The following is a 13939-nucleotide window of genomic DNA, read 5'->3' as shown; positions in this document are numbered from 1 at the left end:
CGATATCGCCGGCCACCCGCTTCTCCTACCTGCGCAAGCGCAGGGTTGCCAGCTGGAAGGGCCTGAGCCGCAGGGTGATCGAGCCGTCCGCGGCCTCCAGTCCGTCCGGCTCCATCGGGTCCTCGAGGAGGTCCACCTGCGTCACCTCGCGGACCGGGAAGGTCGGCTCCAGTGTCACGCGGGTCCGCGCGCCGGCCGGCTCGTAGAGTCGCACGATCACGTCACCGGAGCCGTCCTCGGCGAGCTTGACGGCCTCGATCACAGCGCCACCGCCGCTGACCTGCAGCAGCGGCTCGATCGGCGCCCCGGTCAGCCGCCGGTGCGGCAGGTTGATCCGGTATCCGGCGCGCACCGCGTCCGTGACCTCGGGTGCGACGACCAGCGCATAACGCCGGTGATGCCGACCCTGGTCGGTCTCCGGGTCCGGGAAGCGCGGCGCTCGCAGCAGCGACAACCGCACCGTCGAGAACGTGCCGCCCCGGGACGCCTCGTGGCGTGTCACCTCATGCCCGTAGGTGGCCGAATTGGCCACGGCGACACCGAATCCCGGCTCCGCGACGTGCACGAACCGGTGCGCGCAGACCTCGAAGCGTGCGGCATCCCAGCTGGTGTTGGTGTGGGTCGGCCGGCGCAGGTGACCGAACTGGGTCTCGTATGCCGCGTCGGTCGCATGCACGTCGATCGGCAGCGCCACCTTCAGGACCGTCTCCCGCTCGTGCCAGTCGACGTCGACCGCGCAGTCCAGCTGCCGCGCACCCGGCCGTAGCGTCATCGTCTGTATGGCGCTCGACCCGCCGAAGCCGCGCGTGACGGTGACGACCGCGGCGCCGTCGTCACGGACGTCGACCTGCAGGTCCGCCACGTCGTCGAGGTCGCGAACCGTGTTGCGGTAGAACTCATCCAGGTCCCAGGCGTCCCACTTGTTCGGGAAGTCCTGGTGCAGTTGCAGCAGATTCGCCCGCTCACCGGTTGGTATGACGTCCCGACCGCTGGACAGGTCGACCATCGAGACGACCAGACCGTGCCCATCCAGCGTCACCTGCAACACCTCGCTCGTGAGCAGGACACCACCGTTGCGCCGCTCGACGACGACTGCCGGTCCAGCCGGAGCCACCGGCCCAGCACCCAGGGAAGGCAGCGAGTCGTCATCGAAAGGCGTTGCGTTCACGGCAATCTCGGCATCGCCCGACCCGGCCAGCAGACGCAGCCGCGCCGTGATCAGCTCCTCCAGCTCCGCTTCCACTGCCGCGTAGTTCTCGGCCGCCTCGCGGTGCACCCAGGCGATGGAGCTGCCGGGCAGGATGTCGTGGAACTGTTGCAGCAGAACGACTTTCCACAATCGGGTCAGTTGGTCCGCGGGGTAGTCCGCGAGCCCGCGAACCGCAGCTGTCGTCGCCCACAACTCGGCCTCGCGCAGCAGGTGCTCGCAGCGCCGGTTGCCCTCCTTGGTGCGCGCCTGGCTGGTGTAGGTGCCGCGATGCAGCTCCAGGTAGAGCTCACCGACCCAGACCGGCGCGTCGGGATAGTCGGCCTCGGCCGCGGCGAAGAACTGCGCCGGGGACTCGATCGTCACACGCGGCGAGCCGGCCAGGTCGGCGGTACGCGCCGCACGCTGAAGCATCTCGCGGGTGGGGCCGCCACCGCCGTCGCCATACCCGAACGGCACGAGCGAGCGATTGGTCGCGCCCTTGTCGCGGAAATTGCTTGCGGCGTGGGCAAGTTCGCGTCCGGTCAGCTCGGCGGTGTAGGTGTCGACCGGCGGGAAGTGGGTGAAGACCCGCGTGCCGTCGATGCCCTCCCATCGGAACGTGTGGTGCGGGAAGACGTTCTGCTGGTTCCAGCTGATCTTCTGGGTCAGGAAGTGCGTGCAGCCGGCCTGGCGGACGATCTGCGGCAGGGCGGCGGAGTAGCCGAACGAGTCGGGCAACCACACCTCCCGGCAGGTGACGCCGAACTTCTCGCGGAAGTAGCGCTGGCCGAGCAGGAACTGCCGCGCCATCGCCTCACCGCCGACCATGTTGGTGTCGGACTCGACCCACATGCCGCCGGTCGGGACGAAACGGCCGGTCGCCACGTGCTGCTTCAGGCGTTCGAAGACCTCCGGCCGGTGCTTCTCGAGCCATTCGTACTGCTGGGCACTCGACATGGCGTAGATCAGGCCGGGATGGTCGTCCAGCAACTGCGTCACGTTCGCCACCGTTCGCGCGACCTTGCGCACGGTCTCCCGCACCGGCCACAGCCACGCCGAGTCGATGTGCGCGTGCCCGACCGCACTGACCCGGTGCGCGGTGTCGGCGCCGCGGCGGGCGAGGAGCGCCGCCAGCTCCGCCCGGGCATCGGACGCGGTTGCGGACACATCACCGAGGTCGAGCCGATCCAGGGCACGCTCGATCCCCAGCAACAGCTCGGCGCGCCAGCCGTCGTCGGCGGGCAGCTCACGCATCAGGCCGTCGAGCACGTCGAGGTCGGCGGCCAGCTCCCAGACCTGCGTGTCCCGGACGCAGATCTCGGCGCGCGCGAGCCGGTAGAGCGGCCGGTCACCGGCGGTCGCCTTCTCGCCGAGACCGGTCGGCAGGAACGGATGCGGTTGCAGCACCAGGGGATTGGCGGCCGCCTCGACATACAGGTCGACCTCGGTGCCCGGCTCGACAGGGATCCAGCCGTTCATCGGGTTGAGGCCCTTCACGACGCTGCCGTCCGGCCGGTAGGCCAGGCCCTCGGCCTGGAAGCCGGGGGAGTGCGGCGACCAGCCGAGGTCGATGACGACCTCGTGCGGGCCGTCGTCGGCGGCGGGCGGCACCGCGCCGGTGAGGTGGAACCAGGTGGTGCCCCACGCCGGCCCCCACGGCTGACCCACCGCACCTGGTTCGTATGACGCGCCGATCGCCTCCACCGGCGGCACCGGCTCGCCCTGGCCGCCACCGACGTGCCGCACCTCGACCTGCAACGGAGCGACCGGGCGATGGACCGCCGGCCGGATCCGTTCGGTCAGCACCCGGGTGATGCGGTCCTCGATCAGCCGTCGACGGTCGTGCACGTTACGAAGCTCCTGACGACTGTGGGCAGACTGTGGGCAGACTGTGGGCCGACGGTGCGGCCGGACGGTGTGAACAGGGTCGTTGCCAACGTACTTCACGGCCGGTGATGCGTCGGCTGAGCGCGTCGAAGAACCCGGTGGATGCGTGCGGACGGCCCTGTGTGTGGCAGGATCTATCGACCGCCACAAATGCCCCGACCGGGTTCTTCTGCCCGCTGCGCATTTGCGTGTGTCGCCCGAAGAAGACTGATTCCAGCATCTAACGGAGGCTGCGCCGATGACCGACCTGTCCGTCCACTCCGAAGCCCCGCAGCGGGTCCTGCTCAAGCTTTCCGGGGAAGTCTTCGGCGGTGGCAAGATCGGCCTGGACCCCGACGTCGTCCGCGAGGTCGCCGAACAGATCGCCGCCGCGGCCAACAACGGTGTGCAGATCGCGATCGTCGTCGGTGGAGGGAATTTCTTCCGCGGTGCCGAGTTGCAGCAGCGCGGCATGGACCGCACCCGCGCCGACTACATGGGCATGCTCGGCACGGTCATGAACTGCCTTGCGCTGCAGGACTTCCTGGAGAAGGAAGACATCGACACCCGGGTCCAGACCGCCATCACGATGGGCCAGGTCGCCGAGCCCTACATCCCGCGTCGCGCCATGCGGCACCTGGAGAAGGGCCGTGTCGTCATCTTCGGCGCCGGCGCCGGTATGCCGTTCTTCTCCACCGACACGGTCAGCGCGCAGCGCGCCCTGGAGATCCGGTGCGACATGGTGCTGATCGCCAAGAACGGCGTCGACGGCGTCTACACGGCCGACCCCAAGGTCGACCCGACGGCCACCAAGCTCGACGCGGTCACCTTCTCCGAAGCCCTGGCCAAGAACCTGCGGATCGTCGACGCAGCGGCGTTCAGCCTCTGCATGGACAACGACCTGCCGATGCGTGTCTTCGGCATGCAGGGCGCGGGCAACATCACGCGGGCGCTGCAGGGTGAGAAGATCGGCACACTGGTGAGTGCCTGACACGGCACCCAGCGCCGTGTTCGCTCCCGCATAGACTCACCGTCATACCCCATTCCACCGCAGAAGAAGGTCAGCAACCATGGACGGCAGCATCGACGACACCCTGCTCGAGGCCGAGGAGAAGATGGAGAAGGCGATCGAGGTCGCCAAGGAGGACTTCTCCGCCATTCGCACCGGTCGCGCGAACGCTGCGATGTTCAACAAGCTGACCGTCGACTACTACGGCGCGCCGACCCCGCTGCAGCAGCTCGCCTCCTTCCAGACGCCCGAAGCGCGCACCGTGCTCATCCAGCCGTTCGACAAGGGCGCGATGACCGCGATCGAGAAGACGCTGCGGGAGAGCGACCTGGGCGTCAACCCCAGCAATGACGGCAACGTCATCCGCGTCATCCTGCCGGCGCTCACCGAGGAGCGCCGCCGCGACTACATCAAGCTCGCCCGGACCAAGGGTGAGGACGCGAAGGTGTCCATCCGCAACATCCGCCGCAAGGCCAAGGAGGACATCGACCGCGCGGTCAAGGGCGGCGACATCGGTGAGGACGAGGGCTCCCGGCACGAGAAGGAGCTGGAGTCGACCACCAAGAAGCACGTCGAGGCCGTCGACGAACTGCTCAAGGGCAAGGAGGCCGAGCTCCTCGAGGTCTGAGGTCCGCTCGCAACCAGCAGAGATGTCTGAGCCCCCTTCACGCCGGGCAGCCCGGGAAGCGCGCACGGAGCCCACCACGGACGCCGCCCCCGCTGCCCACAACCCGACCCCGCGCGCCGGCCGTAACCTCTACGCCGCGATCGGGGTCGGTGTGCTGCTCGGCGCCATCGTGGTGGTCAGCCTCTTCGTCCGCAAGGAACTCTTCGTCGCCGTCGCGATGGCCGCGGCGGTCATCGGCTGCATCGAGATGCTGCGTGCGATGGGGCACGGCGACCTGCACCCACCCGCCATCCCGACGCTCGCCTCGGCCGCGGCGCTGCCGCTCGTCGCCTACCTCTGGGGTGCGCCCGCGCTGGCTTTCGCGGCCGTCGTCGCGGTCCTGCTGATCGTCGTATGGCGCTCGTTCGGCCGCGCCCAGGGGATGCTCACGGACATCACCGGCGGTGCGCTGGCGACGCTCTACGTGCCCGCGCTCGTCGGTTTCGCCATGCTGCTGCTCGCGGCGGACGACGGCCCCCAGCGCATCGTCGTCTTCATCCTGGTGACCATCTGCAGCGACATCGGCGGCTACATCGTCGGCGTGATCGCCGGCAAGCACCCGATGGCGCCCAGCGTCTCGCCGAAGAAGTCCTGGGAGGGTTTCGCCGGCTCCGTCACGGCGTGTGTTCTCGGCGGCAGCATCAGCGTCGTGGTGTTCCTGGACGGCCGCTGGTGGGTCGGCGCACTGCTCGGGGCGCTCGCGGTGGTCGCGGCCACTGTCGGCGACCTGTGCGAGTCGATGATCAAGCGCGATCTCGGCATCAAGGACATGAGCAACCTGATCCCCGGACACGGCGGGCTGATGGACCGGCTGGACTCCCTGCTGGTCGTCGTCCCCGTCGCCTGGGCCATCCTGACCCCATTGGTGGCGGTGCACTGACATGACTGATCTGCCCACTCCTTCGACGAAGAAGCCGGTCCCCGGCCAGCTGACCTTCGCCGCCCCGCGCCGCGGCAAGCCCCCGCAGCACCTCGCCGACTTCGACGAGGCGGGCCGCAAGGCAGCGGTCGAAGCCTTGGGGCACAAGGGCTTTCGCGCGAAGCAGCTGTCGACCCACTACTTCGAGCACTTCGTGGACGATCCCGCTCAGATGACCGACCTGCCGGCCGCGGGCCGGGCCGAGCTGGTCGAGGCGATGCTGCCCCAGCTGCTCACGCCGGTGCGATCGCTCAACGCCGACGACGGGCGCACCGTCAAGCAGGTATGGCGCCTGTTCGACGGTGCCCTGGTGGAGTCGGTGCTGATGCGCTACCCCGGCCGCGTGACGATGTGCATCTCCAGCCAGGCCGGCTGCGGCATGAACTGCCCGTTCTGCGCCACCGGCCAGGAGGGCCTCACCCGCAACCTGACGACCGCCGAGATCGTCGGTCAGGTCGTCGCGGGCGCCCGGATGTTGCGCGAAGGTGCCGTCGCGGGTGGCGATGACGAGTCGCGGGAGACGCCGCTGCGCGTCTCCAACGTGGTCTTCATGGGCATGGGGGAGGCGCTGGCCAACTACCGGCAGGCCATCAACGCCATACATCGGCTCGTCGACCCGGCACCCGCCGGTCTCGGTATGTCGGCCCGACACCTGACGATGTCGACCGTCGGCCTCGTGCCGGCGATCGACAAGCTGGCCGCCGAAGGCATCCCCGTCACGCTGGCCTTGTCGCTGCACGCACCCGACGACGAGCTGCGCAACGAGCTGGTCCCGATCAACACGCGCTGGACCGTCGACGAGGCGCTCGATGCGGCATACCGCTACTACGAGACGACCGGGCGGCGCGTGTCCATCGAATACGCGCTGATCAAGGACATGAACGACCACGCGTGGCGCGCCGACCTGCTCGGCCAGAAGCTGCGCGCCCGCGGCAAGGGCTGGGTCCACGTCAACCCCATCCCGCTCAACCCGACGCCGGGCTCGAAGTGGACCGCCTCCCGCAAGGGCGTCGAGCAGCAGTTCGTCGAGCGGCTGCGTGCGCACGGCATACCCACCACCATCCGGGACACCCGCGGGTCGGACATCGACGGCGCGTGTGGCCAGCTTGCCGCCTCCACCGCCTGACCGAGGTCCGTGAGCCCGATGCCCAATCTGATGCTGAACTGGCGCCAGGCGCTGACCGTCGGGCTGGTGCTCGCGGTCCTGTGGCCGTTGCTGCGACGCCGTCGGCCGGGCCTGGCGACGTTCTGCCGGGAGGGCGCGATCATCGCGCTCCTCTTCGCCTTCTGGCAGATCCTGCAGCAGGTGACCTCCAGTGACGGCGGCGACGCGATCGGCCGCGCGCACTGGATCGAGCGCGTGCAGTCGGCGATGTTCTTCCCCAACGAACGCAGCGTGCAGAACCTCATCCTGGGCCACGAGACGATCGTGAAGCTGGCCAACCTGTTCTACGCCAGCATGCACTTCACCGGCATGGGGATTTTCCTGGTGTGGCTGTTCCTCCGGCACCGCGACAGCTATCCCGCGGTCCGCACCACGATCGCGCTGAGCACGCTCGGCTGCTTCTTCGTGCAGTTCCTGGCCGTCGCGCCGCCGCGGTTGCTGCCGGGGTATGTCGACACGGCCGAGTTCTACGGCCAGTCGGTCTACAACGCGGGGTTCTCGGTCGACAACTTCGGGGCGATGCCGTCGGTGCACGTGCTCTTCGCCGCCGTGGTCGGGTGGTATTCCTGGCGGGTGAGCACCTCGCACTGGCGATGGATCGGCCCAGCGCATTTCGTCGTGACGGTGTTCGTCGTCGTCGCGACGGCCAACCACTGGTGGCTCGACGGCGTGGTGGCGATCGCCATCCTGGTCGCCGCCGCCTGGCTGCGTCGTGGGGTGCTCGCGCTGGTCGCGCACTGGCGCGCGAGCCGCGGCACCCCGACCTCGGGCGCGACCGGTCTCGAGCCGAAGGTGCCGGCTACTGCCCCTTGAGCTGTGCCGGTGGGTGGATCTCGCCGAGGACGTAGGGGATCGCCGATCGCTGCGCGATGCCCAGCTTGCGCAGGACATTGCCGACGTGGACCTTCACGGTCTTCTCCGAGATGAACAACCGCGACGCCAGCTGCCGGTTCGACAGGCCGTCGACCGCGATGAGCATCGCGATCTCCAGCTCGCGGGTGGTGAGGCCCGCGGTGATGTCCTTGGGCGTGGTCTGCTCCATACGAACGGTCTGCAGCGCGTCTGCCAGCCGCAGGTGCAGCCGCTCACCGGAGGTACGCGCCTCGTCCAGGGCACGGCGTTGCTCGGTGAGCTCCCCGTTGTCCGGAAGCTCGATCGCGTGCAATGCCAGTCGCATTCGCTCCAGCTCGGCGGTCAGGGTGCGCAGCATCTCGGCTTCGTCGCGGGGCTGGGTGCTGTCCAGCTCCGGGTAGAGCTCGTAGAGCCCGAGGTCGTCGGCGAAGCTGCGGTCCTGGGTCATCTCCCACACCAGCGCCCGAGCGAGCCACTCCATCGCCCGGGCCGTCTCGTCGACGAAGGTGTTCGGCGCGGAGTTCTCCACGCACATCATGCCGATGACCTCCGCCGAGTCCGGATCCCGCAGCGGCACCACCAGAACGTCGAGGATCGGGCGCCCGGAGCTCCAGCCCATCCGGGCACGCCGGCCGTCGTCCTGCTGGTAGCGGTAGGGCTGACCGGTCGAGCGGATGTATTCGGACAAGCCGTTCGGGCCGAACTGCTGGACGTCGGCGCTCAGGAACTGCTTGTTGTCGACGCAATAGGGGATCGACAGCGTCGTCGGGCCGATGTAGTGGCCGACGTAGAACGTGTCGACCTGCGTCAGCGCGCACATCGCGGCGCGACAGGCGGCATACCGCGTCATCATGTCGCCGCGATCGCAGAAGCGCAGTCGCCGGTCGGCCGCGCGCAGGACCGAGACGGCGAACGGCGAGAAGCTGTCGGCCGATTGTGCGTTGGCGTCGGTCACCGGGCCCTGCCGCCTTCCGTCCGTCGAGTGGAGCGTTCCTGTGCGGATGCTATGTCTGCAATTGTGCGGCAAGCGGTCTCGACGTCACCCACCAGCCGTATGGCGCCCGCCATCGGCCGGCCGACGGCGAGCGACTGCAGCACATCCCAGACCGGAACCTCGTCGCGCCAGTACTGCTCGCCGACGAGGACGAGTGGCGGTATGCCGGAACGCTCCGGATCAGCGTAGTAGAGCGCGGTGGCCACCTGGAAGATCTCCTGCACGGTCCCGGCCGCCCCCGGCAACACGATGATGCCGCCGTTGCACACACGCAGCAGGACGTCCTCGCGCAACGCATTGGAGAAGAACTTCGCCATCCGATTGCCGAACGCGTTCGGTGGTTCGTGGCCGTAGAACCACGTCGGTATGCCGAGACTGCGCGGAGCCCCCGTGTCGGCCGTGACGCGTTCGCGCACTTCGAACGCGACACGCGCCCAGGCCGTGATGTCGGGGCGGAACGAAGGCACCGTCGCCAGCCGAGTGATCGCCGGCTCGAGCAACGCCGGATCCGTGCACAGCGCACCGAGATTCGCCGCCTCCATCGCGCCTGGTCCACCGCCGGTCGCAACGACGGCGCCCGTGGCTGCCAGTGAGTGCCCCAGCCGTGCGGCCGCGAGGTATTCGACGGACCCGCGCTGGACCGCGTGACCGCCCATCACGCCGACAAGTGTTCTGCCGTCGACGAATTCGCTCAGTGCGTCGCTGATGCTCTCATCGTGTATGGCGCGCAGCATCGAGGAATAGACATCCTGGTCCGGCGCGAGTGACCAGCGGTACGTGCGTGCGTCGCTGGTTGCGTCATACCCGTGGTCGTGCAGCCCGGCATACAGCTCGCGTGGGCGATAGAGGCGGGAGCGCCACGCGTCGAAGGGAACGTCGGGGTCGGCGGGGAACACCAGCGCGCCATGCAGGCTCAGGTGCCGGTGCAGGTCGTCGCCCATGCGGCCGCCGAGCACGACGACCCCGGTGAAGTCATCGATGCCGAGGAGGTCGGTCTCGACCTCGGTCAGATCCAGATCCTGCAACCGCAGGTCGCGCACCGAGGAGCCATCGGCAAGCAAACGCCGCAGTTTTGCAAGGGATTCGACCTCGGTGGTGGACACCTGACGATTCAACCTGATGGTTCGGCCGGAAAGGTCACGATCCGGTCACGGGCCTCGACTCGAGCCAACCAGGTGGGAGGATGGGGCGTCTTCCACACCGTCGGGCGCGGCTGCGTCCGTCACCACTCGGGGATCGCGACTCTTCGTCGCGGAAAGGAAGGAAGCCACATGAAGCGCACCACGGTCACCTTCACCATCGGAGCACTTCTCGTCGGCGGAGCGGCCGTCGTCGCACCGACCCAGGCGTCTGCACTCGAACTCGGCCATCACGCGCCGTCCGTGCAGGTCCCGGCCGTCCACCATGCGGCCGCAGCGTCCACGCATCGGACGACCGCCACCGACAGCCAGTTGGTCGTCACGGCGATCCGGCACAGCAACCTCCTCGGCGCGGTCACGCCGAGCAACCTCGACATCAGCCAGGTGAAGTTCACCGCCGACCACGCGTGGGCCTCCGCGCTCGCGACACCCAAGAACGGCCAGACCGACCCGGCACAGGTGCTGCTGAAGAAGTCCGGCGCCACCTGGACGGTCCGTGACCTCGGCACCGCGAGCATCGGCTGCGGCATCGCTCCGCAATCCGTACGCAACACCCTCGGCCTGCACGGTCCCTGCTGAACCTTTTGCTACTACTCCTCGCAAAACAGCGGGCGAGCTCACCCGAACAAGTTCGGTGAGCTCGCCCGCTGTTTTGGTCGTCGTCTCCGCGGCCCGTCCGCTTGTCGTCCGGTTGCGTTGTCGTGGGCTGTCACCTGCGCCGGCTTGTCGTTCGGTTGCCTGGTCGTGGGCTGTCACCATTTGCGGGTCGAGTGCCGGAGGAGCGAAGCGGGGGAGGTGTGTCGAGACCACCTGGGTCCGGCAGATGGTGCGCCGCAGGGCACCGCACTTTCTGCAGGCCCGGGAGTCCGAAGTCGTCGCGCTGACCGTTGAGTCCGGCACATGGTGCGCTCCACCGCACGTTCTGGCGGCCCGGGGCGTGGAAGGTGTCGCCATACCGGTTGTGCCCTGCTGAGAGTGCGCCGCACGGCACCGCACTTTGTGCCCGGCACGACCTCCGCCCGGGAGTAGACCTAGGTCTATGGGCGGCCACGTGGGCGCGAACTAGCCTGATTTGCAACGGTTCCGGGACATGTAGCCCGGCGCTGGGTGCAGAGAGGCAATGGGGCGGGCGACGACATGAGACGGCTGAGCGCTCCCGACAGGACTGGTGCCCGTGCGGACGACGCGTCGTCCGGTGGTGGCGGTCGCCGGCCGCGGATGCTCGCCGTCTTCGCGCACCCGGACGACGAGGTGTTCTGCGCCGGCGGCAGCATCGCGCAATGGGCCCGGGCGGGCGCGGAGGTGATGGTGGTGTCGGCCACGCGTGGGGAGGCGGGCCAGATCCGGGACGTCCGCGTCGCGACCCGGCGTACCCTCGGCGACATCCGCGAGGCGGAGCTGCGGCTCTCCTGCCACAGGCTGGGTGTGTCGCAGGTTCGGTGCTGGGACTACCTCGACGGGACACTCGCCGACGCCGACTTCGGTCGCCTGGTGGACCGAGTGGTCCAGGTGCTGCGGGAGTTCGCGCCGGACACGGTGATCAGCTTCGGTCCCGACGGCGGCTACGGGCATCCGGACCACGTGGCGATCGGGGCCGCGACCACAGCCGCCTGTCACCGCGTCGCCGATCCGCGGGCCTGGCTCGAGCCGCCCGAGCAGTTCATCGCCGCGCCCGCGCCATACACGCCCGTGCGACTGTTCCACGCCCATTTCCCGGCCCGCGAGACGCTCCTGATGGATCGGCTGGCCTCCTGGCTGACCAGCCGGGCCGACCGCTTCGCCGGATCCAGCGACTACGTGCACGCCCTGCTGCTGATCGCGAAGGAAGCGGGCACGATGCGCTATCTGTCGGATCACGAGCAGGTGCAGTGGTATCCGCCCGGTTCGTCTGTCGTCGAGCAGGGCGAGGCCTCCGGCGAGCTGTTCATCATCCTGTCCGGGACTGCCGAAGTGTGGCAGGAGGACGGGCGTGGCTGCCGTCGACGGCTGCGGGTCATCGGCCCGGGCGAGTTCTTCGGCGAGCTCGGAGTGGCGGCCAACCGCCCTCGGAGCGCCGACGTCGTGGCCGTCGACAGCCTGACCTGCCTGGTTCTCTCCCGTGGCGAGCCCACCAAGTTCGCCGGGCGCGGTCCGAGCGCCAGGCTGACCGGGCCGGCGCGACGGGCGCTGGACGGAACCCAGGAGCAGCCCGGGCGACCCGACACCACCGAGGCACACGCCGACGGACCCGATCCGCTGGAGTCGGACGTGTCCGACGTCATCGGTCAGAAGGTCAGCGCCCTGTGCGCCTACCGGACCCAGCTGCCATTGGAGCCCGACATGTTCCCGAGGCAGGTTCTCGTCGAGATCTTCGGCCGCGAGTGTTTCCTCGAAACGCCGCTGCCAGCCGACCCGAACGCTGCCGCGGCAACCCAATCGCCCGAGCGGGACCATGACCTCGTAGCACCGGGCCGCGCTCTGGAGGTCCAGCGATGACGGTCATCGGTGACATCGCCCGACGGGTCATGCCGAGCGCGCGGACTCATGGCATCGCCCGCGACGGCCGGGTCGATGCCGGTCAGGATGCCGGTCAGGACGCCGGTCAGGATGCCGGTGAGCGGCTGGCATTCGCCGACTTCCGGCATACCCACCCGGCATACGACGGCACTGCCCTGCTGGACGACCTGCGCCGGACGGAGTACGCGCGGCTGGATGCCTGCGGACTGACCTACCTGGACTACACGGGCGGGGGACTGTATGCCGAGTCCCAGGTGCGGCAGCACCACGCCCTGCTGACCAGCTCCGTCTTCGGCAACCCGCACTCGGAGAGCGTGCCCTCCCGCCGCATGACCGACCGGGTCGCCGCCGCGCGGACGCGGGTGCTCGACTTCTTCTCGGCATCGCCCGACGAATACGAGGTGATCTTCACTCCCAACGCCACCGGGGCGCTGCGACTTGTCGGCGAGTCCTACCCGTTCGGGCCCGGCGACCGCTACCTGCTGACCTTCGACAATCACAACTCCGTCAACGGGATTCGCGAGTTCGCGTGGGCGAAGCACGCCACCGTCACCTACATCGGCATCCGCCCGACGGACCTGCGCGTACCGCACGACGCGCTCGAGTGGGACTTCGCCGACCCCGGATTCGGCGACGCGCACGCGGGCGGAGTCGTCGGGCGGCTGGCCGACGGACTGCGAACAGCGGGACCCGGCGGGCACAACCTGTTCGCCTATCCCGCACAATCCAACTTCTCCGGCGTGCAGCACCCGCTGGGCTGGATCCCGGAAGCGCAGGAGGCCGGATGGGACGTGCTGCTCGATGCGGCCGCCTTCGTCCCGACCAACCGGCTGGATCTGTCCCGTGTCCACCCGGACTACGTCTCCCTCTCGTTCTACAAGATGTTCGGGTATCCCACCGGTGTCGGTGCGCTCCTCGCCCGGCGTCCGGCACTGGAGAAGCTGCACCGGCCCTGGTACGCCGGCGGGAACATCGTCTTCTCCTCGGTCCGGGCCGCCAGCGGGGAGGGCAACGGCTACTACCGCGCTCCGGGGCCGGCCGGTTTCGAGGACGGCACGCTCAACTACCTCGGCATCCTGGGCGTCGACATCGGCCTGCAGCACATCTCCTCCATCGGCATCGACACGATCCACACCCGCGTCATGTGCCTGACCGACTGGCTGCTGCAGGCACTCGGCCGGTTGCGGCACCGCAACGGTGCGCCGGCCGTGCGTGTCTACGGACCCGCGGACACGCAGGCACGCGGCGCCACCGTCGCGATGAACTTCCTCGATCCGGGCGGACAACTCATCGACTCCACCATCGTCGAACAGTTGGCGAACGAGGCCGGCATCGCATTGCGCAGCGGCTGCCACTGCAACCCGGGGACCCGTGAGGTGTCCATCGGGATGACCGAGGCCGAGATGGTGGAAGCGTTCCGCGACAAGGACCGGCTCAGCTTCGAGGAGTTCGTGCGGGTGATCGACGGGAAGACCACAGGTGCGGCACGAGCGTCGCTCGGAGTGGCCAGCACCTTTGCGGACGTCTACCGCTTCTGGCAGTTCGCCAACACGTTGGTCGACCGCCCACTGCCCGAGCTGTATGACGCCTCCGGTTGCCGCACCGGCGGATGACACGACGACCCGGACATCCTCAGGTGGCCG

11 protein-coding genes are annotated in these 13939 nt (G+C 68.9%); 8 read left to right on the top strand and 3 right to left on the bottom strand.

Annotated elements, in window-relative coordinates:
* Nucleotides 1-25: 25 nt before the first annotated feature.
* On the bottom strand, nt 26-3037 hold the full coding sequence (locus VG502_RS02480; RefSeq protein WP_325548364.1) for an alpha-mannosidase: 3012 nt from the start codon (nt 3035-3037) through the stop codon (nt 26-28).
* 277 nt (nt 3038-3314) lie between these two features.
* On the opposite strand from VG502_RS02480, the gene pyrH reads away from it, so the two are divergent.
* The 5 genes from pyrH to VG502_RS02455 all read left to right on the top strand — a co-directional run bounded on the left by pyrH (nt 3315) and on the right by VG502_RS02455 (nt 7628).
* The gene (pyrH, locus tag VG502_RS02475) at nt 3315-4046 is read left to right on the top strand and encodes a UMP kinase (RefSeq protein ID WP_325548362.1); all 732 of its coding nucleotides are present in this window, start codon (nt 3315-3317) and stop codon (nt 4044-4046) included.
* A 79-nt stretch (nt 4047-4125) separates the two neighbouring features.
* Complete coding sequence (gene frr, locus VG502_RS02470) at nt 4126-4692, top strand: ribosome recycling factor (protein ID WP_325548361.1); 567 nt, start codon at nt 4126-4128, stop codon at nt 4690-4692.
* A gap of 22 nt (nt 4693-4714) precedes the next feature.
* The gene (locus VG502_RS02465) at nt 4715-5611 is read left to right on the top strand and encodes a phosphatidate cytidylyltransferase (protein ID WP_325548359.1); all 897 of its coding nucleotides are present in this window, start codon (nt 4715-4717) and stop codon (nt 5609-5611) included.
* Between the two features lies 1 nt (nt 5612).
* Nucleotides 5613-6776 carry a dual-specificity RNA methyltransferase RlmN gene (gene rlmN / locus VG502_RS02460; RefSeq protein WP_325548357.1) on the top strand — a complete coding sequence of 388 codons (1164 nt, stop codon included), beginning with the start codon at nt 5613-5615 and terminating at the stop codon, nt 6774-6776.
* A gap of 18 nt (nt 6777-6794) precedes the next feature.
* Nucleotides 6795-7628, top strand: a complete 834-nt coding sequence (locus VG502_RS02455) for a phosphatase PAP2 family protein (RefSeq protein ID WP_325548355.1) — start codon at nt 6795-6797, stop codon at nt 7626-7628.
* Here VG502_RS02455 and VG502_RS02450 read toward each other — a convergent pair.
* Both VG502_RS02450 and VG502_RS02445 read right to left on the bottom strand, forming a co-directional pair.
* Entirely contained in the window at nt 7615-8622 is a 1008-nt protein-coding gene (locus VG502_RS02450; protein WP_325548353.1) for a helix-turn-helix transcriptional regulator, read from the bottom strand. The genes VG502_RS02455 and VG502_RS02450 overlap by 14 nt on opposite strands.
* Nucleotides 8619-9764, bottom strand: coding sequence for an LOG family protein (locus VG502_RS02445; RefSeq protein ID WP_325548351.1), 1146 nt, complete (start codon nt 9762-9764; stop codon nt 8619-8621). Before VG502_RS02445 ends, VG502_RS02450 begins: the two co-directional genes overlap by 4 nt.
* A 168-nt stretch (nt 9765-9932) precedes the next feature.
* Between VG502_RS02445 and VG502_RS02440 the strand changes: the two genes are divergently transcribed.
* The 3 genes from VG502_RS02440 (at nt 9933) to VG502_RS02430 (ending at nt 13909) form a co-directional block, all read left to right on the top strand.
* Complete coding sequence (locus VG502_RS02440) at nt 9933-10379, top strand: hypothetical protein (RefSeq protein WP_325548349.1); 447 nt, start codon at nt 9933-9935, stop codon at nt 10377-10379.
* Between the two features lie 558 nt (nt 10380-10937).
* A complete protein-coding gene (locus VG502_RS02435; protein ID WP_325548347.1) occupies nt 10938-12275 on the top strand; it encodes a PIG-L family deacetylase in 1338 nt (445 codons plus the stop codon).
* A complete protein-coding gene (locus tag VG502_RS02430) occupies nt 12272-13909 on the top strand; it encodes an aminotransferase class V-fold PLP-dependent enzyme (protein WP_325548345.1) in 1638 nt (545 codons plus the stop codon). The genes VG502_RS02435 and VG502_RS02430 overlap by 4 nt, the downstream gene beginning before the upstream one ends.
* Nucleotides 13910-13939 lie beyond the last annotated feature (30 nt).

This window comes from Flexivirga sp. (assembly GCF_035551235.1).
Classification (GTDB): Bacteria; Actinomycetota; Actinomycetes; order Actinomycetales; family Dermatophilaceae; genus Flexivirga.
The sequence above is the reverse complement of the archived record's forward strand: the minus strand, read 5'-3'. Positions and strand labels throughout refer to the sequence as shown.